We start from the raw sequence: 24946 nt of genomic DNA on the forward strand, positions 1-24946 counted from the left end.
CAGCAGGGAGATTTAAGAAAGCGTCCGGGGAGGACCCGTTGCTTAAGACACGTATTTTTTCGGCTTTGATCATGGCGCCGCCAACCCTGGCCGCGGTGTATTTCGGAGGTCTGTGGTTTCTCCTTCTCTTGGCCTTGACCGGGGCCGTGATGGGATGGGAATGGGTTCGCCTTTGTCGAGGAGGGGTAAGGGGGACCGATTGGATGGTGCCTCCCCTGATGGCTCTGGCCGGAGTGTTTGGTGGATTTGATCCTCTTTGGGTGATCACAGGATTGCTCTCTGCTACGGGGATCTTGTGGGGTTATCAACCCGCAGGACAATGCCGCGACGGGAGCCCCCATGGAAGTCGTTGGGTGGCCTTGGGGCTGTCATACTGGGGAATTCCGTTGGTTTGTCTGGCCTGGATCCGCCAACAAGGGGGATGGGAGACGGCCTATTGGATTTTGGCCGTTGTCTGGGCTACGGATATCGGTGCCTATGCCTTTGGGCGTTTAATCGGTGGGCCTAAGCTTGCCCCGGGCCTCAGCCCCAATAAGACCTGGGCGGGCTTGATTGGGGGGATGCTTTGCGCATTCGCTTTTGGGTGGGGCGGGGCCCTTCTTGTTGAATCAAAGGGGTCTGTTTCCCCGTGGTTCGTCGCTTTGGCGCCACTCTTGGCCGTTGTCTCCCAGATGGGCGACTTGGCGGAATCCGGAATCAAACGTCGCTTCGACGTGAAGGATTCGAGTAATATCATACCTGGCCACGGGGGTATCTTAGACCGCGTGGATGGTTTGATGGCCATTATGCCGGTTATGGCCCTGGTATTGGCCTTTCTAGGCGATGAGATGGGATTGTACTGATGAACTCTGATCTGACCACGGGATGTCCCCGACGCATTTCGATCCTGGGGTCCACCGGATCCATCGGGAAGAGTACCATTGACTTGATTGAACGAGACCCGGATGCCTACCATGTGGTTGCCTTGACCGCGAATGGTAGCGCGGAAGCTTTGGCCGCCCAAGCCATAGCGCTGAAAGCAGAAGTCGCTGTTGTCGCTGATCCTGCGGCCTTTGTGCGGTTGAAGGAGGCTTTGGCCGGGTCTGGGATTGAGGCCGCTGCGGGGCCTGATGCGGTGCGCGAGGCTGCCGCACGCGAAGCGGATTGGGTTATGGCCGCGATCGTTGGCGCTGCGGGCCTGGAGCCGACCCTTGCCGCTGTGGAGCGCGGGGCGACGGTGGCCTTGGCCAACAAGGAATGTCTTGTGTGCGCTGGCGATCTGTTTATGGCCGAAGTGAAGCGCTATGGAGCGACCCTTCTCCCCGTGGATTCGGAACATAATGCCATTTTCCAGGTCTTTGACTTTGATAGAAAAGATCGCATCGAGAAAATTCTTTTGACGGCTTCGGGGGGGCCCTTCAGGGATTGGTCGCGGGACCAGATGGCTGTTGCGACTCCCGAACAAGCTATCGCTCATCCCAATTGGTCCATGGGCGCCAAAATTAGCGTCGATTCTGCTTCCATGTTCAACAAAGGGCTCGAATTCATCGAGGCTCACCATATTTTCGGCCTCGGGGCAGACCGCATTGAAATCCTGGTGCACCCCCAGTCGGTGGTCCACTCAATGGTTGCTTATGTGGATGGCTCCGTTCTGGCTCAGCTGGGTTCGCCTGACATGCGGACACCCATTGCCTACAGTCTGGCTTGGCCTGATCGCATGGTTGCTCCTGTGCCCCGGCTGGATTTCGCTGCATTGGGCAGACTTGATTTCAGGGCGCCGGACCCGGAGCGCTTCCCCGCCATCCGCATCGTGCGTGAGGCTTTGGAACGAGGGGGAGGGGCGCCAACAGCCATGAATGCCGCGAACGAGGTCGCTGTGGATCGGTTCCTGAATAGGGAGGTCGGATTCCTTGATATTCCGGTGGTGGTCGAGGAAACGATAGAGGAAATAATGTCCGGGCCTCTGGGGACGCAGACCGTCGACCGGTTGGATGCAGTCCGCGCCGTTGACAGCGAAGCTCGGATCGTCGCGGCTCGACGGTCCGCTCGGAGAAGATTCGCTGCTGCTTGATGGCCGACAGGCTTGGGTCTGCCAAGGCGAGTCTCTCTGGTTACTGGCCTTCCCAGATTTCGGAGCTATCGGATCGCCAAGCAGTCGGGCGTGAATACTCCGGAATGGCTCTTCTATGACCCCCTGGTCACCGGCCTATGGTTGACTGTCCCATACGCGGGCTCGCCCTGGAGGGCGAGGAGTGCTAGAGTCGTCCGAGATCATATTCGGGCGCGAATGCGCCCCAATATGATCTCGGACGACTCTAAAATTTATACAATCAGAGTCAAACTGGGCCAGCTTGACTCTAGAAGCTTAGGCTTCAGTGTTGGGGGATCCTGCCCTGCTGCGCGATATTTTTGAAGCGGAACACGAATGCTAGATCTGCTGCATACCTTGGTGTCTTTCGTCTGTGTCCTGACGGTGGTGGTTTTCGTCCATGAAATGGGACACTTTTTAGTTGCTCGCTGGAACGGTGTAAAGGTCGAGGTGTTCTCTATCGGGTTCGGTAAGGAACTGTTCGGCTTTAATGATCGCCGTGGGACTCGCTGGCGAGTGAGTGCGATCCCCATGGGGGGCTACGTGCGCTTCTTCGGTGATTCCGATGCAACCAGCACAACTCAAGACGCCGATGCTGTGGAGGAGATGGCCGAAGCTGATCGTGCCGTCTCTTTCCACCATAAACGGCTGGGGCAGCGGTTCGCCATTGTTGCCGCTGGGCCTTTGGCGAATTTCCTCTTTGCCATCATTGTCTTTGCCGGTTTTTTTATGACTTTTGGCCAATCGCGCTCCTTACCGGTGGTTGGGGAGGTCATGCCCGGTAGCGCTGCAGAGGAAAGTGGCCTGCTGCCTGGGGATCTGATCCTGTCCATTGACGGGACGACCGTGGAGCATTTCCAGGATGTGCAGCGTTTGGTGCCCCTGTCCAATGGAGAGCCTTTGGACGTGCTGGTCCGCCGGAAAGGCGCTGAGCGCCGCTTGACAGTGACGCCTCACATGGTCGATCTCGATGACGGCCTGGGGAATACGGTGAAGGTCGCACGTATCGGAATTCAAGTGAGCCTTTCACCGGATGACATGCGTCGCCTGGGACCTTTGGATGCCTTGGGCGCGGCGGTTTCGCAAACGTGGAGTCTATCGGCTGATACCCTGACCTATTTGGGGCAGATGATCTCCGGTGATCGCTCCACCGATGAGCTTGGGGGGCCTGTCCGGATCGCCAGGTTTTCGGGTAAAGCGGCAGAACGGGGGTTGGCCGATATTGTCATGTTTGTCGCCCTGTTGTCCGTTAACCTCGGGCTTATAAACCTTTTTCCCATTCCGATGCTCGACGGCGGACACTTGATGTTTTACACCTTAGAAGCTCTGCGGGGACGGCCTTTGACGGCGCGGGTCCAGGAGTATGGATTCAGGGTCGGGCTCGCCCTCGTTCTGGCACTGATGGTCTTCGCGACCTGGAATGATTTGAGCGTCCTGATCTGGTGACGCTTTCTAAAGGAAACACCCTTGTAATGGGTGGTTAGAGTCGGCCAACCCGAAATGGGCTGGCAAGCGAAGTCTCCCGGGAACCGGAGGCTGTTTAACGTGGGACGGATACGGAAAGTATGGGGAAGACCGTGAGGAACTTGACCGCGATCTTGAGGGCTATGGCCCTTACCTTACCCTTAGCGGCTATCATGACGCTGTATTCGTCCAACGGAGGGGGCGTTTCGGCGGCATTTGCCCAGGTCCCTGGGGGAACGATTGAACGCATTGTTGTCGAGGGAACGCAACGGATCGAACCTTCCACGGTGCGAACCTATATGGTGGTCCGGGAAGGGGATGCCTATGACCCATCCCGTGTGGACAAATCCCTGAAAAACCTTTTCGAGACCGGTTTGTTTGCAGACGTTTCCATTCGAAGGGAGGGAAATGTTCTTTTCGTCTCGGTCGTGGAAAACCCGATCATCAACCGGATTGCCTTCGAGGGTAACAGGCGTATCAAAGACGAGCAGCTTCAATCTGCGGTTCAGTTGCGGCCCCGTGTTGTCTTTACCCGTGCGAAGGTGCAGGAAGACGTTCAGCGCATCTTGGAGGCCTATCGTCGGTCCGGTCGTTACGCTGTTTCGGTCGATCCCAAGGTCATTCAACTGGAGCAAAACCGTGTTGATTTGGCTTTTGAGATTAACGAAGGTCCTTCGACAAGCGTGCGTCGTGTCTCCTTCGTTGGTAACAAAGTCTACAGCGATTCAGACCTTCGTGAAGTCATCGAGACCTCTGAGGAGGCTTGGTACCTGTTTCTATCGTCGACGGATACCTACGATCCAGATCGCCTGACCTATGACCGGGAGCTGCTACGGCGCTATTACCTGAAGAAGGGATATGCTGATTTCCAGGTGAAATCAGCCGTCGCGGAGCTGTCGCCGGATAGGGAAAACTTCTTTATTACCTTCACTGTCGACGAGGGGGAGCGCTACAAATTCGGGGAAATCGGCCTCGAAAGTACGCTGGAGGATCTGGACCCAGAAACTCTGCGCCAATTCATCGAATTTGATCCGGGCGACTGGTATAACGCAAACAAGGTGGAGGATGCCGTTCAGGCCCTGACCGAGGAGGTCGGGAATCTGGGGTATGCGTTTGTGGATGTTAAACCCATAGTCGATCGCGATGCGGAAAATAAAACCATCGGTTTGACATTCCAAATCGAGGAAGGTCCGCGGGTGTTCGTCGAACGCATCGACATCAAGGGCAATATTCGGACGTTGGATGAGGTTATACGCCGGGAGTTTCTGCTGGCCGAAGGGGATGCCTTCAATGCCGCTCGTTTGCGACGCTCCCGCCAGCGGGTTCAGGATCTGGGCTTCTTTGAAAAGGTTAACGTAACCAATGAGCCATCCCCGACCGCACCTGATCGCACGATCGTGAATGTCGAGGTCGAGGAAAAGTCTACGGGAGAAGTGAACTTTGGAGTGGGCTGGTCCTCTGCCGTCGGGGCTATCGTCGAAGTTGGGATGCGCGAGCGGAACTTGCTCGGACGTGCTCAAGACCTGAAGGTCAGTGTGTCCTGGGCCCAGCGCCGCAGCCAGATCGACATCAGCTTTACCGAGCCCTATTTCCTTGATCGCCGTTTGCGTGCGGGCTTCGATATCTACGCCGTCCAACGGGATTTGAAGAACGAGAGTTCTTACAATTACAGGACCTACGGAGGGGCCCTGCGTTTGGGCTACAACTACAACGAAGATTTGTCTCACCTGTTCAAGTACACCCTGGAATACAATGATATCACCGACATCGATAGTGATGCCTCTCAGTTCATTAAGGGTCAGGATCGCAAGACTTGGTTGTCTCAGTTGGGCCATACTCTGACCTACGATAGGCGGGACAGCAGGCTGAATCCCACAGAAGGGTATGTTGTTTCTTTGGGGAATGACCTCGCAGGACTGGGGGGGACAGAGTATTTCATTCGGTCTGATTTGAAGGGGGCTTATTACTTCCCGCTAGGAGATACCTTTGATTGGGATCCCGATTGGTCCCTGTCCTTCCGCGGATCGGCGGGTTATATCGCTGGTCTTGGAAAAGACGTGAATATCAACCAACGGTACAATCTTGGTGGCAGCAATTTGCGCGGCTTTGCGAGCGCGGGAGCGAGCCCGCGGGATAGTACCACCGATGATGCGTTGGGCGGTAATTGGGTGGCAACGGGCACGGCAGAGTTGGGTGTTCCCTTGGGGCTTCCCGATGAATATGGTCTTACGGGACGTCTGTTCACCGACGTCGGCGCAATTGGAGAGCCTGATTCCTTCGACTCTTCCTTAATGGACGGGTCTACCTCGCCTCGCTTATCCGTCGGCGCCGGTGTAACCTGGATTTCGCCTGTCGGTCCCATTTCGGTGGACCTGGGCTACCCCGTTATTAAGAAGGAGTTCGATGAAACCGAGCTCTTCCGACTTTCCTTTGGTTCGAGGTTCTAATATGGCTTTTCTGAAAGGCGCCCAGCCGTGGGTCGCGGCGGTTGTTCTGTCGCTTTGTCTTCCCGTTGCCGTGGCGCGAGCTCAGGCCGATCAGGCCTTTCCCAATTCCAACATTGGCGTGATTGACGATCAGAGTATTCTTATGGAGGCCAAAGCGGCGCAAGGCGCACGCGAGGACAGCCAAGCCTATGCGGCGAAGTATAGAGAGGAGGCCCGTAAGGACGAGCAAGTGATTCATGAGGCTCAAAGTGCCCTCGCTCGTGAGACGGACCAGGGCAGTGAGGCTTTCCGTAAAAAGCGCCAAGCTTTTGACAAGCAAGTGGCTGAATATCAGAAAAAGGTGACGAACCTGCGTCGGAACCTGGACAAGGCCCTCACACTGGCCCTGGATCAGGTTCAGTCGCGGATGTTTGATGTGGCCCGGGACGTGGCCGCTGAACGGGGCATTAATTTGGTTATGCGCCGTAGCCAATTGCTGCTGTTCGATCCCCGCATGAATCTGACCGAGGAGGTCTTGAAGCGGGTGAACGATAGTCTGCCTGCGGTTACCGTTCCCGATCCGGAAAGTCTTACCCGTAAAGAACAGTAGGGTCTGAAGTACGTCAGCTGGACGCGAATTCGGACTGTTGGGCGGGTATGACGGATTGAAATTCTCGGCGGAGGTGCCGAGGGCAGGAAAAGAGTGTGAAAGTTTCCTGAAATCCGTTAAAGCCTGACCTCGGCAACGGCATTGCGCCCGGTGGCCGAGCGGAGTGCCTTCTAGGGCCGTTTTGTCGTCGCGATGGAATGGGGATGGGAAAACTGTCCCCATTTTATCAATTTTGATTTGGGGCGGTTTGCTCTAGAGGTTGTTCACAGGATGGCCCGCCCCTGATCCAAAGGGGGGGGCAGTAAAGCTATTCGGGTGACCCGGTCGATCCGTGGTCGGTGTGTGTCGGTGGGGATCCGGGGTCTCGGGTCTTCAACGGGTTTCAAGGTCGCGGTCCCAGGGGGGCACCCGGGCAGTCGGCTTTTTGCAGGATGGGACGATTGGGAATGACTGAGACGGTTCAGGTGAACGGAGAGCAGGGGGACGGGATCGAGGGAAAGGTCACCGAAGTGGTGGATATTACCCGTATCCTTGACATGATCCCCCACCGTTATCCCTTTTTGATGGTGGATCGGGTCGTGGAGGTGAAACACGGCTACAGTGCGGTAGGCATCAAGAATGTCAGCATTAACGAGCCGTTCTTCCAGGGACATTTTCCCAACCAGCCCGTTATGCCCGGTGTGCTGATTATCGAGGCGCTTGCCCAAACAGCGGCTGTCCTGGTGGTTGAGACATTGGGAGCTAAGGCGGAAGGCAAGATCGTGTATTTCATGATCGTTGAGAACGCCCGTTTCCGGAAGCCGGTGGTTCCCGGTGACCAGTTGCGTTTGCATGTGACCAAGGAGCGGCACCGGGGCAATGTCTGGAAGTTCAAAGGGGAAGGGCGTGTCGACGGCGTATGCGTTGCCGAGGCCACGTTTGCGGCCATGATCGTGGATGAAGATGCCCAGCAGCAACTTTAGGGGCCCGAAGCGCAGTCCCTTGCGTCTGGCCCATGCCAAATCGCCTTCCTGCTAAACCGCCGTTCTGGTGGTTTCACACCGTTTGAAAGTACTCTTCCACCATGCCGAGCTTGCATCCAACCGCCATTATCGACCCTAAAGCTCAATTGGCCGACAGCGTCACGGTCGGCCCCTTTTGCACGGTCGGGCCTGATGTGGTTCTTGGTGAGGGGGTGGAACTGGTGAGTCATGTGGTTGTTGATGGACATACGACCATCGGAAAGGGGACAAAAGTTTTTCCCTTCGCCGCCATCGGGACCCCTCCCCAGGATCTGAAGTTCAACGGAGAAGTCACCCGCCTGGAGATTGGCGAAAACAACACCATCCGCGAACATGTGACCATGAATCCTGGAACCGACGGTGGCGGTGGGGTGACCCGCGTGGGATCCGGCGGATTGTTCATGGTTGGGGTTCATGTCGCCCACGACTGTTTGATTGGAGATCATGTGATCTTCGCCAATAACGTGGTTTTGGCGGGGCATGTTGAAGTGGACGATCATGTGGTCGTTGGCGGGCACGCGGCCGTCCACCAGTTTGTTCGCATCGGCAAGCACGCCATGATTGGCGGAGCGTCTGCTGTCGAGCGCGATATTATTCCCTTTGGGACGGTGATTGGCAATCGGGCGACTCTTCAGGGTATGAATGTGGTGGGGATGAAGCGTCGGGGGTTTTCCCGCGCAGAGTTGCACATCCTGCGCGATGCGATAAGGATCCTGTTCTCGGGCGACGAGGTGACCACTCAGATCCCGGTGATCGAAGCGACCTATCCCGAGTCCCCAGGGGTTGCCGAACTGCTTGCCTTCTTGCGCGGGGAGTCCAAGCGGGGCTTGATTCGCCCTGGCGAAGACGCTCAGGTCTGAGGCGATCGGGCGAAAGGAGTGCGCCCAGATGGATCCCTCCCATAGGACGATACCCTTGGCTCTTGTGGCCGGTGGGGGCAGTCTTCCCCTGAAGGTCTACGAGGCCTGCCGTCGGGTGGGGCGACCCGTCATCCTGATCGGGTTGACCGGACACGCCGACCCCAAGGATTGGCCAGACGAGGTGGAACAGATCTGGATCCGCCTGGGTAAGGCCGGAGGGACGGGGCAGGGGCTCATGGATCGGGGGATCGACCACATTTGTTTGGCCGGACATGTGCGGCGGCCCAGTCTGACCAGTTTGTGGCCGGATCTCCGGACCGCTCAGTTTTTGGCTAAAGTCGGGGCCGCAGCTTTGGGTGATGATAGTCTGCTTAAGGTGATCCTCAAGGAACTGGAAAGCGGGGGCTTTGTTATCGAAGCGCCGGACCAGATTTTGGGAACGGACTCCGCTCAGCTGGGCCAGCGGGGTATACACCAACCCGACGCAATCGGGCTGGCCGATCTGCGCCATGCCTTCACCGTGGCCAAGGCCTTGGGTGCCTTGGACGTGGGGCAGGGCTGCGTTTGCCAACAAGGGATGGTATTGGCTTTGGAAACCATCGAGGGGACAGACGCCATGGTCGCCCGGGCCGGAGAGCTGCGGCGGGGCGGTCCCGGCGGTGTGCTGGTCAAGGTCGCCAAGCCTGAGCAGGACCACCGGGTAGATAAACCCACGATCGGCCCTCGCACGGTGAGGACTGCCCATGCCGCAGGCTTGCGGGGCATTGGCTATGAGGCCGGGGCCACCATCCTTCTTGATGCCGATGAGGTGGTCGCCTTGGCCGATAGTCTGGGCTTGTTTGTCGTTGGCCTAACCGCGAAGGAACAAGCGTGAACAAGGAAGCGGCGATCGAAGGCACAGAGGAAGCTCCGCTGATCTTTATAATCGCTGGCGAGCCCTCCGGGGACCAGTTGGGCGCCCATTTGATGGAAGGCTTGCGGGCGGAGACGGGGGGACAGGTTCGGTTTGCCGGTGTCGGCGGTGATCGCATGGCCGAACAAGGGCTGGATAGTCTGGTTCCCCTGGCGGAGCTTTCCATCATGGGTTTTTTGGAGGTGGTGCCGAGCATTCCCCGCATCCTGAAACGGGTGCGGGAAACGGTGGAGGCCATTCGTTCCCTTAGGCCTGCCGTTGTCGTTACCATCGATTCCTGGGGGTTCACTGGTCGGGTGCATAAGGCTCTCATCGAAGAGGGCATCGAATGTCCTCGGGTTCATTACGTTGCCCCGATGGTATGGGTCTACAAGCCGGGGCGGGTCCATAAGGTGGCCGCCCGTGTGCACCATCAAATGTGCCTTTGGCCCTTTGAACCCGCCCTGTTTGAAGCCGCAGGTCTGTCTTCGAGCCATGTGGGTCATTCGATTATTGAAACAGGAGCTGGTGGGGGAGAGGGGGCCGCTTTCCGGCGCCGCCATGGGGTGCCAGAAGATGCGCCCTTACTCGCGGTTCTGCCCGGCAGCCGACGGGGGGAGGTCCGCCAGATGCTGCCTGTCTTCGCCCAGGCCGTGGCGCGGATCCAACGAGTCCATCCCAATCTATATGTGGTTCTGCCGACCCTGGGGCACCTGCGTGATGACGTGGAAAAACAGGTTGCGTCCTGGCCTTGCCCGGTCGCGGTGGTGACGTCCGTTGAGGATAAATACGACGGCTTCGCCGCTTGTTCCGTAGGCATCGCTGCTTCGGGGACGGTCAGCCTCGAATTGGCCTTGGCTCGGGTTCCCCACCTGATTGCCTACAAGGCCAATTGGGTCAGTGCGGCGATCTTCTCGCTCTTTGTGAAGGTTCGTTTCTTCGACATGGTGAATATCCTGCTTGACCGGGGGGTGATCCCGGAATTGTTGCAGCACCGGTGCACCCCTCGACGGGTCGCGGATCAGGCTTTGGTCTTGATGGTCGATGGGATAGAGCGGGAAACCCAGTTGGAGGACATGGCACGGGCGGTGAACCTGTTGCGGGGCGATGGCTCTCCCCCTTCGCGCCAAGCGGCGCGTCAGGTCTTGGCCCACCTAAAACCGGTAGGTTAGAGTGAAACACAGTACACGACAGTGTCTCGTGTTTTTTTGGGCGATTGCCCAAACTCCCATTTCTCTTTTATACTCTGTGTCCTCGAACATCCGGAAAACCTGCTTCGCCGTTTCTGGGCCCTGTCCAGACCCGCAAAGGTCACGGACCCTTTGATCCCAAATGGGGGGCCGGGGCCTCAGACCCCGGTGGGGGACGGGGCAAAGCCCCGTGACTGGCCCCCCCCTGTTGTGTACCGTGACCATGAAATGGCGCAACTCGATCTCGACACACTGCTAGAGCATGTTGCGTGAAACATGATTCACGCAACATGCTCTAAACCTCTGACATTGAAGCAAATCGTCACGCCTACGGCGTGCGTTCCACCCGTCGCAATCTGTTCCAGATTGCTCGGGATTTGCTCTAAGGCCCGCGCCCTGGCATCGGGATGAACGGCAAGCGGTTCCGCCGGATCGTGACAGCAAGGGCGAGGACACAGCAACCACCCAGGGCACTCCATAGACCATCAAATAGATAGGATCTCGGGCCAAAGGTCGCGTAAAGGGAGCCGGCCAGGGTGATGGCTCCCCCAACCAAGGCGCCCATGCAGATGGCCGAATAGAGTGCCTGGGCTCTGCCTGAGAGTTCCGGTGGGATGGTGCGGGCCAGATGGAACATGGCTCCCAAATGGGCCGCACCGAAAGTTCCGGCGTGCAGGACCTGGGTGACACCCATGACCCAAGGGTCGGCCGTAACGGCCATCAACGGCCAGCGGATCACGCCAGACAGGGCCGCCAGACCCATGAGAGCCAGGGGTGGGACCCGGGCAAGAACCCTCTTGGCGTAGAGGAACAGAAAGACTTCCGCAACCACGCCTTCGGCCCAGAGGAGGCCAATCGTTCGACCGTCCAGGCCAGCGTTCAGCCATCGGATACTGCCGAAGGCGTAATAGGTGGCGTGTCCGGCCTGGATCAAGCCGCCCGCGCCCAAGAAGAGCAGAAAGCGCCGATCGGTGAGCAGGCGTCGCATGCCGCCCGGTTCCCTCTTGGTCTCGGGCGGGCCCTCCGGAAGCCCCAAGGTGGTCAGGGTGACGCAGCCGAGTAATCCGACGATGACCCAAATCACCGGATCCGCGCCCCACTGGTCGATCACCGGACCCAGGCCCATGGAGACAGCGATAAAGGCCAGGGACCCCCAAAGCCTCGCCCGGCCATAATCCACGCCCTTATCCCGGACTGCGCGGATGGCGGTGGCTTCGATTAAGGGGTTGAGGGATCCATGCAATCCGGTTGCCAGCACGGCGATGGCAAGAATGGCCCAGAAGGAAGTGAGTTGGGACAGGGATGCGTAGAGCGCCAGGGCCAGGGCCGCAATCCCGAACATCAGCGGGCGAATCCGCCCCAGACTATCGGCCAGATGTCCCACGGCGGGGTTGATCACCAGTTTGGACCAGACCGCCGCGCCGGCAATGACGCCGATCTGGTCGGGTGTCAGACCCCGGCTTTTCAGCCAGACCGGCCAATAGGGCAGCATGACCCCGATCACGGCGAAAATTCCCGCGTACAAGGCAGAAAGCCGCAAGGCGATCATGGGGTATGCCCTTCAGAGTCTAAGGGGGGCTCAAGTGATTGATTGCGCGTCCATTGGAGAGTACCAATGAGGAACCAAGCGGGTGGGCTCCAAGCCCGAATCCAAGGAACCGCTGGTCCAATGTATTGGAGAGGAAAGGTCCACCCTACCATGACGTCCCCTACCCAGAATGGCCCTACCCAGAATGGCCCTACCCAGAATGGCCCTACCCAGAATAACCCTACCCAGAATAACCCGTACCAGATTGGCCTTGACCGGAATTCGGCCAACTCCGTCCCCCTGACCCCCTTGGGCTTTCTGGAACGTGCTGCCATGGTGTATCCTGACCGTGCCTCTGTGGTCCATGGAAAACGCCGCTATACCTGGGCGGACACCTATGCCCGAGCGCGCCGGTTGGCCTCTGCCCTCAAAGCGCGGGGCATCGGGTTCGAGGATACGGTGGCGGTGATGGGGGCCAATACACCCGAGCTATACGAAGCCCATTATGGCGTGCCCATGGTCGGCGCCGTGTTGAATGCTTTGAATGTGCGGCTGAATGCCGATGAAGTCGCCTTCATTCTGAATCATGGGGAAGCCAAGGTGCTGATCGCTGACCGGGAGTTCTCGCCGGTGGTGAAGGAGGCCTTGACCAAGTTGGACAACGTGCCCCTGGTGATCGACATTGCCGACAGCGAATATGACGGCCCCGGCGACTGCCTGGGGGAGATGGACTACGAGGCCTTCCTGGCCACCGGTGACCCGGATTTCGAGTGGCGGTATCCGGCCGACGAATGGGAGGCCATTACTCTCAACTACACCTCGGGCACCACGGGTAACCCCAAGGGCGTGGTTTACCACCACCGGGGTGCCTATCTGAATGCCCTGTCCAATATCATCACCTGGGGTATGCCGCATCATGCCATCTACCTGTGGACGCTGCCGATGTTCCACTGCAATGGCTGGTGCTTCCCCTGGACCATGGCGGCCAACGGCGGGACCAATGTGTGCCTGCGACGGGTCTCCGCAGCGAATATCTTTAATGCCATCGCCGACGAGGGCGTGACCCATTTCTGCGGTGCCCCCATCATCCTGGGCTTTCTGATCAACGCCAAGGAAGGTGAACGGAGGGACTTTAGCCATGCGGTGAACGTGATGACTGCGGCCTCTCCGCCACCGGCCGCGGTTCTTCAGAAAATGGAGGAAGATGGCTTCAAGGTCAGCCATGTCTATGGTCTGACAGAAGTTTATGGTCCTGCCACGGTTTGTGCCTGGAAGCCCGAGTGGAACGATCTGCCGATGGACGAGCAGGGCCGCCTGAAGGCCCGCCAGGGCGTGCGGTATATCGTGCAGGAAGGGTTGATGATTGGCGATCCGGAAACCTTGGACCCCATGCCCTGGGACGGGGAGTCCATGGGAGAGGTGTTCTTCCGCGGCAATATTACCATGAAGGGCTATCTGAAGAACCAGAAGGCCACCGAGGAGGCGTTCCGGGGCGGCTGGTTCCACACGGGAGATCTGGGCGTTGTCCATCCCGATGGATATATCCAGCTCAAGGACCGATCCAAGGACATCATCATTTCCGGTGGGGAGAACATTTCCTCCATCGAGGTGGAGGACACCCTTTACAAACACCCTGACGTGGTTGCTGCGGCTGTTGTCGCCAAGCCAGATATCAAATGGGGTGAGACGCCCATGGCCTACGTCGAGATCCGCGATGGTGCCACGGTAACGGAGCAGGATTTGGTTGCCTTCTGTCGACAGCATTTGACCCATTATAAATGCCCCCGCGAAGTGCAAATCGGCCCCTTGCCAAAGACCTCTACGGGTAAGATTCAAAAGTTCATTCTGCGCGCCCAATCCAAGGAAAAATAAGGGGAGCGTTGAACGGAAGGGGACATCAAGGGTTTCGGTTCCTTCAACCAAAACTCTTGATGGTTCGCTCGGTGATATCCCCGACTTGGCAGTTCCGGGGGAGATAAGAAACATAGGAACAGAAAGAAGGGGAAGCCTTTCCGCTTCGCCGAAGGGGGCTATCTATGGATGGAGAAGAAATACGGGGAGGGGGACGGCTGGCTGGGGATCGGTTGCTGCGAACGGACCGGGATCGGTACGCGGCCTTGGCCTTTTGCTGGGCCGATTTGTTGCTACATTTAAGCGGTGAAGGGCAGATCCTTTTTACAGCCGGGGCCTTCAAAGCCTTCATCGGTCGGGAGGGTAAGGATCTTATCGGCACGTCCTTCCTGTCCTTGGTGACGCCGGAGGATGCTCCCCTTGCCGCTCAATGTCTGCGGATGGCCCTCAAGCGGGGGCGGACCGATGCTGAAATCCTGCGCCTGATCCGGCCTTTGGGTTTGCCCCTGCCCGTGGACGTTTCGGGGTACTCCCTGGATGGGCACTGTTATATTGCCTTGCGGATGCGGGCCAAGACCCCCAGTGAAGCCACCGACAGCAGTGGCCGGGATAGTTTGACCGGTCTGTTGGGGCCCGAAGCCTTCAGTGAGGCTGCGGGGCGCCGGATCCGGGCCATGCTGGACCTGGGGCGCAAGGTGGGAGTGACCGTTGTCAGTCTAAGGGACTATGAGACCCTGCGCGATCGCATGGGGGATGGTCGTGCCAAAGGTATGTTGCGGTCCGTCGGAGCGTCCCTGCGGGCTGCAGCCCTGGATCAGGACAGCGCCGCGCTAATCAACGATGGCAGTTACAGTCTGTTGCATGAGGTGGATACGGACATCGAAGGCCTGGAGCGGGAACTGACGGAGATTTCCCGGTTGCACGATCCGGAGGGCAGGGGGCTGACCGTCGAAACGGCCATCTTGGACATGGAGGGCGTCGAAAAGATTGGCGAGGTGGATCTGATCAAGGGCTTGATGTATGCCATGAACCACTATCGGCAGTTGGCAGGGGACAACCTGAGTATCCGCAACCTGTCGAGCAATATCTCGCAGTTGGTGGCCCAGGGCGTGGGCGAGGTTACGGGATTCAAACGCATTGTCGCTGAACGAAATTTTTCCATTGCCCTGCAACCGATCATTCACGCGGTGAATGGGACTATTCACCACTACGAGGCCCTCTGCCGGTTCAGCAGCGACCGGCCCCATGAATCTCCCTTCCGGTACATTACCTTCGCCGAGGAAACCGGTCTGATTCATGAATTCGACTTGGCCATGGCGACCAAGGTCATGGAATGGTTGGGAAGCAAACCTCGGAATTCCGATGCTTACAATGTTGCGATCAATATTTCCGGATATTCCATGGGGGTGGACCAGTATGTGACGGGGTTATTGGCTCTGCTCGACGCCAATCCCTGGTCCAAGGGTCGGGTGATGTTCGAGATTACGGAATCCTCGCGCATGTCCGACCTGGAAGCCGCCAATGGCTTCATTGGTGCCCTGCGAAGCCGGGGCTATCAGGTCTGTCTGGACGATTTTGGAGCGGGCGCAGCCAGCTTTCAATACCTCAGTGCCCTGGACGTGGATATCGTGAAGATCGACGGCTCGGCCGTGCGCAACGCCATGCGGGGCAGTAAGGGAAAGGCCTTCCTCAGTGCTTTGACCGAGCTCTGTCGCCGGTTGGGGGTGCGGACCACCGCTGAAATGATTGATAGCCCGGAAAGCCTGGGTTTTGTGCGAGACTGTGGGTGTGACTTTGTCCAGGGGTTCCTTTTCGGACGGCCTTCGCTCGACATCAGGGACTTTCAACCGTTGCCCCAAGCCAAGCTTTTCCGACCCGAGACCTGGGTACCGGTTGTCCCAAGGTAGGGGGCGTTTTATGGTGACCTTTCAGGGTATTCCAAATTGGCGCAGGTGGAAACCGACTATCGAGGGACGGCTTATGGGCAGCTTGAATGGATGGCTATCGCAGACCTTGTTGCTGATCGGGTTGGCCTTTGGGGGACTGGGGGCTGCTGGTTCTGCCGTGGCTCAAGGGGCTGGCACAGCGCCCTCCGATGGTATCCGGGGCGGAAGCCAGCCCCGTTTGGTTTTTCCCATGGATTGCACCATTGGTAAGGATTGCTGGGTCACCAGCTATGTGGATGACGACCCGGGCCCTGGGGTCGAGGACTATATGTGTGGTGTCCTGTCCAAGCGGGATTCCCGCCCCGGGAAAGGGGAAACGGACATTGGGCACAAGGGGACCGACATCGGTATCGGCCACCTGCAAGAGGGGCGGAGCGTTTCCGTTCTTGCCGCTGCGGCGGGAACGGTGGTTGGGACCCGTGATGAATTGCCCGATATCAGCAGCCGGGCAAAGAATGCTCCCAATGTATCCGGCAAGGAATGTGGCAATGGGGTGCGCATTGACCAGGGCGACGGGTGGGCGATCCAGTATTGTCATATGAAGCGGGGCAGCATCGCGGTGCGCGCCGGGCAGGCGGTCCAGGCTGGGCAGAAACTGGGGGAGGTGGGGCTGTCTGGCATGACCGAGCATCCTCATCTACACATGCAGGTCACCCATGATGGCGTGGTCTATGACCCCTTCAAGGGGCGTCCGGCGGCGGAGGGGTGCAAGGGAACGGACGTCCCGCTGTGGACGCCGGAGGTCATGGCAAAGCTGCATTATTCTCCCTTGGTTTTGAACAATGTGGGGTTCGCCTGGGAGAAGCCGGATCGGGTGCGCGTGCGCGATGGGCTGTACGCCAAGGACAGCTTTCCATCCGATGCCCCCGTCATGCTGGTCTTCGTGGACCTGATGGGGGCGAAAAAAGGGGACCATTTGATGATGCAGATCCTCGGTCCGGACCGCGCGCCCTTCCATGAGTCCAAGCTCGATTTTGACAAGAAGGGGTTCACCCAGTGGTTCGGTTTCGCCGGGAAGCGGCTGGGCAATCGGGACCATTGGCCTCTGGGGACCTATACTGCGGTGGTGACCGTCGAACGGCCGGGGAAGGGCGTGGTTGGTTGGCGGGAGGCACAGATCACCGTTCAGTGAGCGCTCAGGGGGGGGTGAGGCTTGCCTTCCCGACGCGGGGCGTCCATGGTGCCGATACAATTTTGTCCTCCCCCGTTCAGGCGTTCCTCCCTTGTCCACTTCGCTGTCCGACCCCGCACATAGTGTCGCTGCCAAAGCACATGCCCGCCGTAACGGCATTCTGATGACTTTGGTGGGCATCTTGATCCTCGTCCCTGATACCCTGTTGATCCGCTTGTCGGACATGCCCGCCTTGCCCCTGCTGGTGCTTCGGGGGAGCATTTCTGGCCTTGTGCTACTGTTGGTCTGGATGACCTTTGAGCGAGGGCGGCTGTGGGACCTGCCACGGGTCCTGGGCCGGGAGGGACTGGGTGTGGCGGCCTGCTATGGGGTGAGTACCTTTGGCTTTCTGATGGCTGTTGAGACGACCACCGTCGCCAGCGCCGTGTCTGTTTTGGCTTGTATTCCCTTGGTCGCTGCAATTCTGTCGCGGCTGTTTCTGGGCGAAGGCATCAAGCCGTCGACCCTGGTGGCCATCGCAGGGGCTGCGGTTGGTCTGTCCCTGGTGGGTGGGGGCGATATCATGGCTGGGCGGCTTGTCGGTCTGCCATGGGCTCTGTTGACCGCCGTTGCCATGGCCGGTGCCCTGACCATTTTGCGGGCCACACCGGGGTTGGAGGTCGCACCCTGCACCGGTCTGGGGATGTTTTTTACGGGTCTGATCGGCTTGACCCTGGGGGGACGGGTGGAGCTTCCTGCAGAGTCGATACAATGGCTGTGGATCGGTCTCGACTCGGCCTTTGTGGTGCCTTTTTCCTTCCTGCTTTTGTTCCGCGGTCCCCGAGTTCTCCCGGCGGCGGAGGTCGGTTTGATTTTCCTTCTGGAAACGGTGCTCGCGCCTTTCCTGATCTGGGGTGTCCTGGGAGAGTTCCCGGGGTGGATGACCGTCGCTGGTTGCACGGTTGTCGTCGTTGTCCTGTCCAGCCAGGGCGTTTGGCGAATTGCCCACCGGAAACGACGGCAATTGACTGCTTAACCCGACAGTGACGGGTCCTCAGTCTCCGACGTCGAAAAAATCTTGTCTCAATCTGTTTACGCCACCTGATAGAACCCCTTGCCGTTCTTCTTGACCTTGTACATGGATTGGTCGGCCACTTTCAGGAGTTGCTGGATTGTGTCGCCGTGTTCCGGGTAGAAGGCGATTCCGATACTGGCTCCGACCCTGCCCTTGGCGTCGATTCCGATGGAAGACAGGTCAATGGGCCAAGTCAGGGATTCGATGATTTTTTGCGCCACATCCTTGGCGTTTTGAATCTCATGGACGTCTGTTAGGAGCACCACGAATTCATCCCCGCCGATGCGCGCGACCTGATCGCTTTGGCGCAGATGTGCAGGAAGGCGGCGGGCCACCTCCTTGAGGACTTGATCGCCTGCGTCATGGCCCCAGGTGTCGTTGACCTGCTTGAAACCGTCCAGGTCGATAAACAGAACGGCAACCTTGCCCTTGTTCCGGGCCGCATGGGCGAGGATGACTGCTGAGCGTTCCTGGAGCAAGTTGACGCTGGGCAATTCGGTGAGGCTGTCGTAATGGGCCAAGCGGCGCAGCCGTTCCTGGGCGTCGTGCAAGTCCGTGACGTCATACTCGGCGACCATGAAGAGGAAGTCCCCATTCAAAGGATGGCGGGTCATCCGGATGTCGAGCTTGTGGCGTCTGATCCCCTGGCTGGTTGCCATGTCGTGAGTCCAGCAGCCGCCATTCTCCTCCATCGCCCGCTGGAAGCAGGCGTTCCCTTCCACCAGATCACGGAAGCGGGCGGTGAACCCGTTGGCTCCTGCGGGTAGGGAATCCATGGAGATTGATTTATAGGCTTCCGTTGCGGCGGGGTTTTCCACCAACGGTGTCCCATTCCGGGTAAAGGTGGTCACGAGAACATTGGTGTAGCGCATGGACTCAGCAAGAAGCAGGTTCTCGGGGGTCTCGCCCAGGTTCACTTCTTCGTTGATATAGGCGATGATCGCCCGATGCCGATCCGGCCCCACCAGAACGGCGCGGTGCATCATGAACAGGGTCTTCGGCTTGCCGTTCGGATAGGTCGTCCAGGGATCGATTGTGAGGCCGTTCTTGGCTGCCAAGTCAAAGGTCTGTCGGGTGCGATCCCGGGCCCCTTGGGTGTCGCCGGAGAGGTCCTTGTTCACCAGATCCTCGACGCAGTTCAGGTTCCAAAACTTGACCGCCGCATCGTTGCCCCACCACCAACCGTGCTTGTCCAGATCGAATATCCAAACCACGTTGGGAATCAGCTCATAGAGGGTGAGCTCGCTCCAGTCATGGATATGGGTCAGATGGGCGTGCCTGTCTTGGTCCATCGTCGATCCTTAGGAATCACCAAGTAAGTTCACAAATCTTAGCGTAAGAAGTCGGCGAGAGAGTAGGGAAAAAGATGTGTCCGGCTATTCTATATGGTGTGAAGAGTGCCGTATCTCTTGTTCTATCTGAAGGTGCTGCTTCTGTTGTGTTCGGTGAATTGATGGTATTTGTTTTAGATTGCTTCGAGAAACTCTAAGTGTCTGTCCGGAGAGTTTGTGAATCGCGAGAATCAGTTGGTATTTTTCATCTTGGGCGAGTGGAATCGGTTATGATTCCTTGTAAGGCACCATTTTCCATAGGAGGGTGCCAATGGCGAGCGCTTCCGAAGGATTTGCCGCCACGGAGCACGCTCTACGACGATTTCGATCTCTGGACCTGGGATCGGACATTGGAGCGCATTCACCAAACCCTTTCCGTGGCCAGTCGAGAACACGCCGGACGGGAAGCCTCTCCCACGGCAGGCATCATTGATAGCCAGAGCGTGAAAAGCGCAGAAAAAGGGGGCGCTACATTGATGAGAACGGCTACGATGCGGGCAAGAAAATCAAGGGAAAGAAGCGGCATATTCTCGTCGGCACCCAAGGCTTCCTGATGCATGCGCTATTCCTCGGGTGCGGGGGGGCTGGAGTGGCTCAAAGAGACCTCCGAAGACCTGCGTGTGACTCCCTTGGACGCGTCGACCCGGACCCCTCTGGCGGAGTGGTCCGGGCAGACCTATCGCGATGCCGCAGACCTGATTCGTGCCAAAGCGGAGGGGCGGTCGCCCCGTCCGTCAGCCAAACTCGTCCCAGGTGTGAAAGACTGAAACACCGAAGCCGTCGGCCTCCACTCCACTTAAACGCATGGGATCAAAGGGTCCGCGACCCTTTGCCGGTCTGGGCAGAGCCCAGAGTGTTCCCTGAGATCAAACAAGTTGAGCATCGAGTGGACCGGAAAACCGGTGCCCACTTTTCCGCTTGATGCTCTAGACCCGCACTTTCACATAGGATCCCGGTGCGTCTTCGATCGGTTTGAGCTTGCCGTCGCCGGGCTGACGGGCAGGAACCTCGGGACCGGAGTGTTTGGTGTTCCATTCGGTCCAATTGGGCCACCAGGATCCCTCATGCGCCTTGGCGGCGTTGAACCAAGCTTCCGGATCTTTGTATTTCCGGCTGTTGGTCCAATAGCCATATTTCACCTTTGTCGGTGGGTTGATCACCCCGGCGATATGGCCGCTGCCCGACAGGACGAAGCGCACCGGACCGGAGAACAGGTTGGTGGCGCGGAAGGTGCTTCGCCAGGGGGCGATGTGGTCCTCCTTGGTTGATAGCATGTAGACGGGCGTTTCGACCGCCCGCAGGTCAATGGGGGTGTCCAGTAGGGTAATGCCGCCGGGCTGGGCCAGCTTATTCTTCTCGTACATTTCCCTCAGGTAGAAGCTATGCATCATGGCGGGCATGCGGGTGCTGTCGGAATTCCAATACAGCAGGTCGAAGGGCATGGGGTCCTTGCCCAACAGGTAGTTGTTGATGAAGAAGGACCAGATCAGATCGTTGTCCCGCAGCATGTTAAAGGCTGTGGACATGTAGGATCCGTCCAGATAGCCGTGCTTGGCCATGTAGTCGTCCAGCTTGTCCAGCAGGTGGGGCTCGATGAAGACGCCCAGTTCGCCGGGCTCTTCGAAATCGGTCATGGTGGTGAAGAAAGTGGCGGCCTTCACCCGGTTGTCCCCCCGGGCGGCCATCAATGCCAGCGTACTGGCTGTCAGAGTGCCGCCGATGCAATAGGCGGCCATGGTGACCTCTTTCTCTCCCGTTGCCTGTTCGATGGCGTCAAGCGCGGCCAGGGGCCCTTCGGCCACGTAATCTTCGAATTTTTTGTGGGCCAGGGTTCCATCCGGATTGATCCAGGAGATGACGAAAACCGTGAAGCCCTGGTCTACCATGTACTTGAGCAGGGAGTTCTTTTCAGTCAGATCCATAATGTAGAACTTGTTGATCCAGGGGGGCACGACCAGTAGTGGGCGCTTGCGGACGGTTTCCGTGGTCGGGCTGTATTGGATCAACTGCATCAATTCATTCTGGAACACCACCTTGCCCGGTGTCACGGCGATGTTGCGGCCCACTTCGAAGGCGTTTTCGTCGGTCATGGCGACCCGGAGACGACCCTTGCCGCGCTCCATGTCGCGCAGCATGTTTTCGATACCCTTGAGCAGGTTCTGGCCGCCGCTTTCGAGGGTGGCGCGGCGGGCCACAGGGTTGGTCGCAACGAAATTGGTGGGGGCAAGGGCATCGACGGTCTGACGGGTGTAGAACTCGATCCGTTCACGCAATTCAGGATCGATGCCCTCGACCTTGTGCAGGGAATTGTTCATCAGTCGAGAGGTGATCAGGTAACTCTGTTTGATGTGGTCGTAGAGGGGATCCTGGGTCCAGGCGTCGTCTTTGAACCGCTTGTCGCCGGGCTCCGGTTCGATGATTGGTTCGCCGTCCACGCCCCGCAGGCGGTTGGCGCTGACCTCGCACAGGGCGATGAAATCCCGCCACCAAGTGGCCTGGGCATCCAGGAAGGGTTCGGGATTTTCCAGGATCTTCTCCGCCAAATGACGGAAGCTGTCCTGAACCGCGTCCGGGTCGGGGATTTCAACTTCCGGCTTGTTGACCTGGCTGGCCAGGGTGGCGGCCCAGAGCTTCTGGCTTTTCTCTGTCCAGTCCGCCCAGGCTTTCCAGGCTTCGGAAAAGGTGGTGTCCGGCCGTTTGGTGGTCATGGGATATCCTCTCGGCGTTTCAGTCGGGCTGTGCTTCGGCACTGGGTCGGAGTGGCTCAGTCATATCCCGAAACAGGCAGATACTCAGGCGGTGGGATGGATCCGGTTTGGTGGGATCCGACCCTCGAAATGGGCATCCAGGTTGTCCAGGGCTTTGAAGCCCATGGCTTCACGCGTTTCCACGGTCGCACTCCCCAGGTGGGGCAGCAGGAAGGTGTTGGGCAGGGCGGCGTAGCCGGGGTGGACCTTGGGTTCGTCGTCATAGACGTCCAGCCCGGCCGCGCCCACCTGGCCATGGCGCAGGGCGGCGATCAGGGCCTCGTCGTCGACCACGGCGCCCCGGGCGGTGTTGATCACGATGGCGCCCCGGGGCAGCAGGGCCAGCCGTGCGCCGTTCAGGAACTTCCGGGTCTGGGGCGTCGCCGGGACATGCAGGCTGAGGGCGTCGGATTGGAACAGCAGATCCTCCACCCGGACCTGGTACTGGGCGTCTCCAGCCTCCTCCTTGGGGAGGGGCTTGCGGTTGTGGTAGAGGATGTTCATCCCCAGGGCCCGGGCGCGGTGGGCCAGGGCCTGGCCGATGCGGCCCATGCCCAGAATCCCCAGGCGCTTGCCCCGCAGGTCGGTGCCCAGAAGCTGGGTGGGCGTCCAGCCGGTCCAGGTGCCCGCGCGCATCATCCGTTCGCCCTCCGATGCCCGGCGGGCCGCGCCCAGCAGCAGAAGCAGGGCGATGTCCGCGGTCGCCTCGGTCAGAACGCCGGGCGTATTGGTCACCAGGATGCCCCGGGCCTCGGCGGCTTCCAGGTCGATATGCTCGTAGCCGACGGAGAAGGTGGCGATTATTGCGATCCGGTCGGGCAAGGCGGCGATGACATCGGCGTCCATCCGATCGGACGGGGTGACCAGCAGGGCTTGTGCTCCGAGGTCCCGGGCCTTGGCTGGCAGGTCGGAAACCGAAAGGGGCTCGGCCTCCGGGCTGGCGTGGTAGTCGTATGTTCGGCTTGCCCGCGCTTCGACTGCGGTCGGAAGTGCGCGTGTAGCGATAAGGACTGGTTTCACAGTCACGATGCCTTCCCTATATGTTCCCTGTTCGATTTTGGTTCAGAATACACACGGCGTTAGACGGCCGTCACCATAACATAACCTTTGGAGGAGTTCCTATGACAGTCACCCCCGGAAGCCATGCAATTGGGTTCGTCGGCCTGGGTATCATGGGCAAAAGCATGGCCCGTCATTTGATGGCCGCGGGGTTCACGGTCAACGCCTATACCCGCACCAAGGCCAAGATCGAGGATCTGCTTTCAGAAGGCGCCCAGTGGAAGGAGAGCCCGGCTGCGGTGGCTGCGGAGTCTGATGTGGTGATCACCATGGTCGGCTATCCCCATGACGTTGAGGAAGTCTATTTTGGCAAGGATGGCGATGGGGGCATCCTGTCGACGGCGAAGCCCGGAACGGTTCTGGTGGATATGACGACCTCATCCCCCAGCTTGGCCCAACGCATCGCGGAAGCCGCCGAAGCCAAGGGCCTGAAGGCCCTGGATGCGCCGGTCTCAGGCGGTGACGTGGGGGCGAAGAACGGGACTCTGGCGATCATGGTCGGTGGCGACCAAGGGGCCTTCGATCACGTCTTGCCGCTGTTCGAGGCCATGGGGAAATCCATCGCCCTTCTCGGTCCTGCGGGAGCGGGCCAGCATACCAAAATGGTCAATCAGACGGTCATCGCTGGAACCATCATGGGCGTCGCCGAAGCCCTAGTTTATGCCAAGAAGGCGGGGCTGGACAGCAAGAAGGTGCTGGAGGTGATTGGTGGTGGTGCGGCGGGGGGCTTCCAGCTCAATGTCCTGGGCGCGCGCATGGTCGATGGGGACTTCGACCCGGGCTTCTTTGTGCACCACTTCATTAAGGATCTGGGCATTGCCGAGTCCGAAGCCGAAAGTCTGGGGTTGGATGCCCGTGCCTTGAAGCTGGCTAAGTCCCAGTTCGAACGGCTGGCCCAGGAACCCAACGGTAAGGAGTTGGGGACACAGGGGATTTTCACACTTTACGACAAATGACTTATGGCACCTTTTGCCCGGCAAAGGCATCCTGGCCCCACCCGGCCGCTTTGCCGGGCGCAGATGTGACCATGAGGCTGAGATTTAAGGTCCTGACAACAAAGGATTAAGGACATGGACTTCACGGGGGAATACCTTGTGCCCGCACCCATTAACCGGGTTTGGGAAGGGATCAATGATCCCGAAATTCTAAAGCAGTGCATCGACGGGTGCGAGGAACTGAATAAAACATCCGACACCGAGTTCACTGGCAAGGTGAAGGTCAAGGTGGGACCCGTCTCGGCCAAGTTCTCCGGTACGGTGAATATGGAAGAGATGACCCCACCCACAGCCTGCACCCTTGCGGTCAAGGGACAGGGGGGCATGGCCGGGTTTGCCAAGGGCTCCGCCAAGGTCACCCTGACCGAGGAAGGGGCCGGAACCAAATTGGTTTACGAAGCCAAGGCCGAGGTCGGTGGGAAGCTCGCCAGTGTTGGCGCCCGGTTGGTGCGAGGTGTGGCCGACAAGACGGCTGCGGACTTCTTTGCCAAGTTCTCCAATCTTGTGGGGAGCAGCCCCCCTGACTCCTCGGCCGAGGCCCCAACCGCAGCCGCTTCGCCAGAGCCAGAGGTCGCGCCGACCCCCGCGCCACCGCCGACGGAGCCCGTGGCCGCCGTGGTGGAGGAGCCCTTCACCCCGGTTCCCGTCTCCGTCGTCGGGCCGTCGCAGACCCGCGATGAATTGCCCATTACGGGATCAAATGTCATTGTTCTCGGAATTTGGGGAACGATTGTGGGGCTGGTCGCGTTGGGAGTCCTGTACAGCATCTTTATGTGATGCGAACAGGAGGTT

20 protein-coding genes and 1 pseudogene are annotated in these 24946 nt (G+C 58.9%); 17 read left to right on the forward strand and 4 right to left on the reverse strand.

All coding sequences use genetic code 11. The features are described from left to right. The first annotated feature begins 38 nt into the window (after positions 1-38). From ACLIRY_RS00190 to lpxB, 9 genes are all read left to right on the forward strand, one after another. Positions 39-842, forward strand: coding sequence for a phosphatidate cytidylyltransferase (locus tag ACLIRY_RS00190; protein ID WP_413203324.1), 804 nt, complete (start codon positions 39-41; stop codon positions 840-842). Beyond that, on the forward strand, positions 842-2050 hold the full coding sequence (gene dxr / locus ACLIRY_RS00195; RefSeq protein WP_413203325.1) for a 1-deoxy-D-xylulose-5-phosphate reductoisomerase: 1209 nt from the start codon (positions 842-844) through the stop codon (positions 2048-2050). Before ACLIRY_RS00190 ends, dxr begins: the two co-directional genes overlap by 1 nt. A 354-nt stretch (positions 2051-2404) precedes the next feature. Next, a complete protein-coding gene (gene rseP, locus ACLIRY_RS00200) occupies positions 2405-3514 on the forward strand; it encodes an RIP metalloprotease RseP (RefSeq protein WP_413203326.1) in 1110 nt (369 codons plus the stop codon). Positions 3515-3705: 191 nt separating this feature from the next. After that, positions 3706-5979, forward strand: a complete 2274-nt coding sequence (gene bamA, locus ACLIRY_RS00205; protein WP_413203327.1) for an outer membrane protein assembly factor BamA — start codon at positions 3706-3708, stop codon at positions 5977-5979. 1 nt (position 5980) lies between these two features. Further along, positions 5981-6568, forward strand: a complete 588-nt coding sequence (locus tag ACLIRY_RS00210) for an OmpH family outer membrane protein (protein ID WP_413203328.1) — start codon at positions 5981-5983, stop codon at positions 6566-6568. A 446-nt stretch (positions 6569-7014) separates the two neighbouring features. Next, on the forward strand, positions 7015-7530 hold the full coding sequence (fabZ, locus tag ACLIRY_RS00215; protein WP_413203329.1) for a 3-hydroxyacyl-ACP dehydratase FabZ: 516 nt from the start codon (positions 7015-7017) through the stop codon (positions 7528-7530). A gap of 101 nt (positions 7531-7631) precedes the next feature. Continuing rightward, complete coding sequence (lpxA, locus tag ACLIRY_RS00220; protein ID WP_413203330.1) at positions 7632-8429, forward strand: acyl-ACP--UDP-N-acetylglucosamine O-acyltransferase; 798 nt, start codon at positions 7632-7634, stop codon at positions 8427-8429. A 28-nt stretch (positions 8430-8457) separates the two neighbouring features. Then, on the forward strand, positions 8458-9303 hold the full coding sequence (locus tag ACLIRY_RS00225; RefSeq protein ID WP_413203331.1) for an LpxI family protein: 846 nt from the start codon (positions 8458-8460) through the stop codon (positions 9301-9303). Then, entirely contained in the window at positions 9300-10493 is a 1194-nt protein-coding gene (gene lpxB / locus ACLIRY_RS00230; protein WP_413203332.1) for a lipid-A-disaccharide synthase, read from the forward strand. Before ACLIRY_RS00225 ends, lpxB begins: the two co-directional genes overlap by 4 nt. Before the next feature lie 400 nt (positions 10494-10893). On the opposite strand, the gene ACLIRY_RS00235 is transcribed toward lpxB, so the two are convergent. Continuing rightward, positions 10894-12060, reverse strand: coding sequence for an MFS transporter (locus ACLIRY_RS00235; protein WP_413203333.1), 1167 nt, complete (start codon positions 12058-12060; stop codon positions 10894-10896). 243 nt (positions 12061-12303) lie between these two features. Between ACLIRY_RS00235 and ACLIRY_RS00240 the strand changes: the two genes are divergently transcribed. From ACLIRY_RS00240 to ACLIRY_RS00255, 4 genes are all read left to right on the forward strand, one after another. Next, positions 12304-13911 (forward strand): acyl-CoA synthetase, encoded by a 1608-nt coding sequence (locus ACLIRY_RS00240; RefSeq protein ID WP_413204167.1) that lies wholly within the window; start codon positions 12304-12306, stop codon positions 13909-13911. Between the two features lie 164 nt (positions 13912-14075). Then, positions 14076-15797: an EAL domain-containing protein gene (locus tag ACLIRY_RS00245; RefSeq protein ID WP_413203334.1), complete on the forward strand. Its 1722-nt coding sequence runs from the start codon at positions 14076-14078 to the stop codon at positions 15795-15797. A gap of 73 nt (positions 15798-15870) precedes the next feature. Next, the gene (locus tag ACLIRY_RS00250) at positions 15871-16968 is read left to right on the forward strand and encodes a M23 family metallopeptidase (protein WP_413203335.1); all 1098 of its coding nucleotides are present in this window, start codon (positions 15871-15873) and stop codon (positions 16966-16968) included. 91 nt (positions 16969-17059) lie between these two features. Next, complete coding sequence (locus ACLIRY_RS00255) at positions 17060-17983, forward strand: DMT family transporter (protein WP_413203336.1); 924 nt, start codon at positions 17060-17062, stop codon at positions 17981-17983. Positions 17984-18039: 56 nt separating this feature from the next. Here the strand turns inward: ACLIRY_RS00255 and ACLIRY_RS00260 are convergent, their stop codons facing one another. Further along, entirely contained in the window at positions 18040-19314 is a 1275-nt protein-coding gene (locus ACLIRY_RS00260) for a diguanylate cyclase domain-containing protein (protein WP_413203337.1), read from the reverse strand. A gap of 302 nt (positions 19315-19616) precedes the next feature. Here ACLIRY_RS00260 and ACLIRY_RS00265 point away from each other — a divergent pair. Then, positions 19617-19918: pseudogene (locus ACLIRY_RS00265) on the forward strand (transposase); the annotation flags it as partial. Next, positions 19911-20120 (forward strand): hypothetical protein, encoded by a 210-nt coding sequence (locus ACLIRY_RS00270; RefSeq protein WP_413204196.1) that lies wholly within the window; start codon positions 19911-19913, stop codon positions 20118-20120. The pseudogene ACLIRY_RS00265 and the gene ACLIRY_RS00270, both read left to right, overlap by 8 nt. 159 nt (positions 20121-20279) lie before the next feature. Here the strand turns inward: ACLIRY_RS00270 and ACLIRY_RS00275 are convergent, their stop codons facing one another. Next, positions 20280-22061 carry a PHA/PHB synthase family protein gene (locus ACLIRY_RS00275; protein ID WP_413203338.1) on the reverse strand — a complete coding sequence of 594 codons (1782 nt, stop codon included), beginning with the start codon at positions 22059-22061 and terminating at the stop codon, positions 20280-20282. An 84-nt stretch (positions 22062-22145) separates the two neighbouring features. Continuing rightward, complete coding sequence (locus ACLIRY_RS00280; RefSeq protein ID WP_413203339.1) at positions 22146-23126, reverse strand: 2-hydroxyacid dehydrogenase; 981 nt, start codon at positions 23124-23126, stop codon at positions 22146-22148. A gap of 95 nt (positions 23127-23221) precedes the next feature. On the opposite strand from ACLIRY_RS00280, the gene ACLIRY_RS00285 reads away from it, so the two are divergent. Continuing rightward, a complete protein-coding gene (locus ACLIRY_RS00285; protein ID WP_413203340.1) occupies positions 23222-24115 on the forward strand; it encodes an NAD(P)-dependent oxidoreductase in 894 nt (297 codons plus the stop codon). A 114-nt stretch (positions 24116-24229) separates the two neighbouring features. After that, entirely contained in the window at positions 24230-24931 is a 702-nt protein-coding gene (locus ACLIRY_RS00290; protein ID WP_413203341.1) for a CoxG family protein, read from the forward strand. Positions 24932-24946 lie beyond the last annotated feature (15 nt).

This window comes from Rhodospirillum sp. A1_3_36 (assembly GCF_047263945.1).
GTDB lineage: Bacteria > Pseudomonadota > Alphaproteobacteria > Rhodospirillales > Rhodospirillaceae > Rhodospirillum.

What these genes read in the sequence shown, in the direction of transcription:
- dxr (WP_413203325.1), top strand. Translation starts at nt 842, where the DNA reads ATGAACTCTGATCTGACCACGGGATGTCCCCGACGCATTTCGATCCTG.
- rseP (WP_413203326.1), top strand. Translation starts at nt 2,405, where the DNA reads ATGCTAGATCTGCTGCATACCTTGGTGTCTTTCGTCTGTGTCCTGACG.
- bamA (WP_413203327.1), top strand. Translation starts at nt 3,706, where the DNA reads ATGACGCTGTATTCGTCCAACGGAGGGGGCGTTTCGGCGGCATTTGCC.
- ACLIRY_RS00210 (WP_413203328.1), top strand. Translation starts at nt 5,981, where the DNA reads ATGGCTTTTCTGAAAGGCGCCCAGCCGTGGGTCGCGGCGGTTGTTCTG.
- fabZ (WP_413203329.1), top strand. Translation starts at nt 7,015, where the DNA reads ATGACTGAGACGGTTCAGGTGAACGGAGAGCAGGGGGACGGGATCGAG.
- lpxA (WP_413203330.1), top strand. Translation starts at nt 7,632, where the DNA reads ATGCCGAGCTTGCATCCAACCGCCATTATCGACCCTAAAGCTCAATTG.
- ACLIRY_RS00225 (WP_413203331.1), top strand. Translation starts at nt 8,458, where the DNA reads ATGGATCCCTCCCATAGGACGATACCCTTGGCTCTTGTGGCCGGTGGG.
- ACLIRY_RS00235 (WP_413203333.1), bottom strand. Translation starts at nt 12,060, where the DNA reads ATGATCGCCTTGCGGCTTTCTGCCTTGTACGCGGGAATTTTCGCCGTG.
- ACLIRY_RS00245 (WP_413203334.1), top strand. Translation starts at nt 14,076, where the DNA reads ATGGATGGAGAAGAAATACGGGGAGGGGGACGGCTGGCTGGGGATCGG.
- ACLIRY_RS00250 (WP_413203335.1), top strand. Translation starts at nt 15,871, where the DNA reads ATGGGCAGCTTGAATGGATGGCTATCGCAGACCTTGTTGCTGATCGGG.
- ACLIRY_RS00260 (WP_413203337.1), bottom strand. Translation starts at nt 19,314, where the DNA reads ATGGACCAAGACAGGCACGCCCATCTGACCCATATCCATGACTGGAGC.
- ACLIRY_RS00270 (WP_413204196.1), top strand. Translation starts at nt 19,911, where the DNA reads ATGCGCTATTCCTCGGGTGCGGGGGGGCTGGAGTGGCTCAAAGAGACC.
- ACLIRY_RS00275 (WP_413203338.1), bottom strand. Translation starts at nt 22,061, where the DNA reads ATGACCACCAAACGGCCGGACACCACCTTTTCCGAAGCCTGGAAAGCC.
- ACLIRY_RS00285 (WP_413203340.1), top strand. Translation starts at nt 23,222, where the DNA reads ATGACAGTCACCCCCGGAAGCCATGCAATTGGGTTCGTCGGCCTGGGT.
- ACLIRY_RS00290 (WP_413203341.1), top strand. Translation starts at nt 24,230, where the DNA reads ATGGACTTCACGGGGGAATACCTTGTGCCCGCACCCATTAACCGGGTT.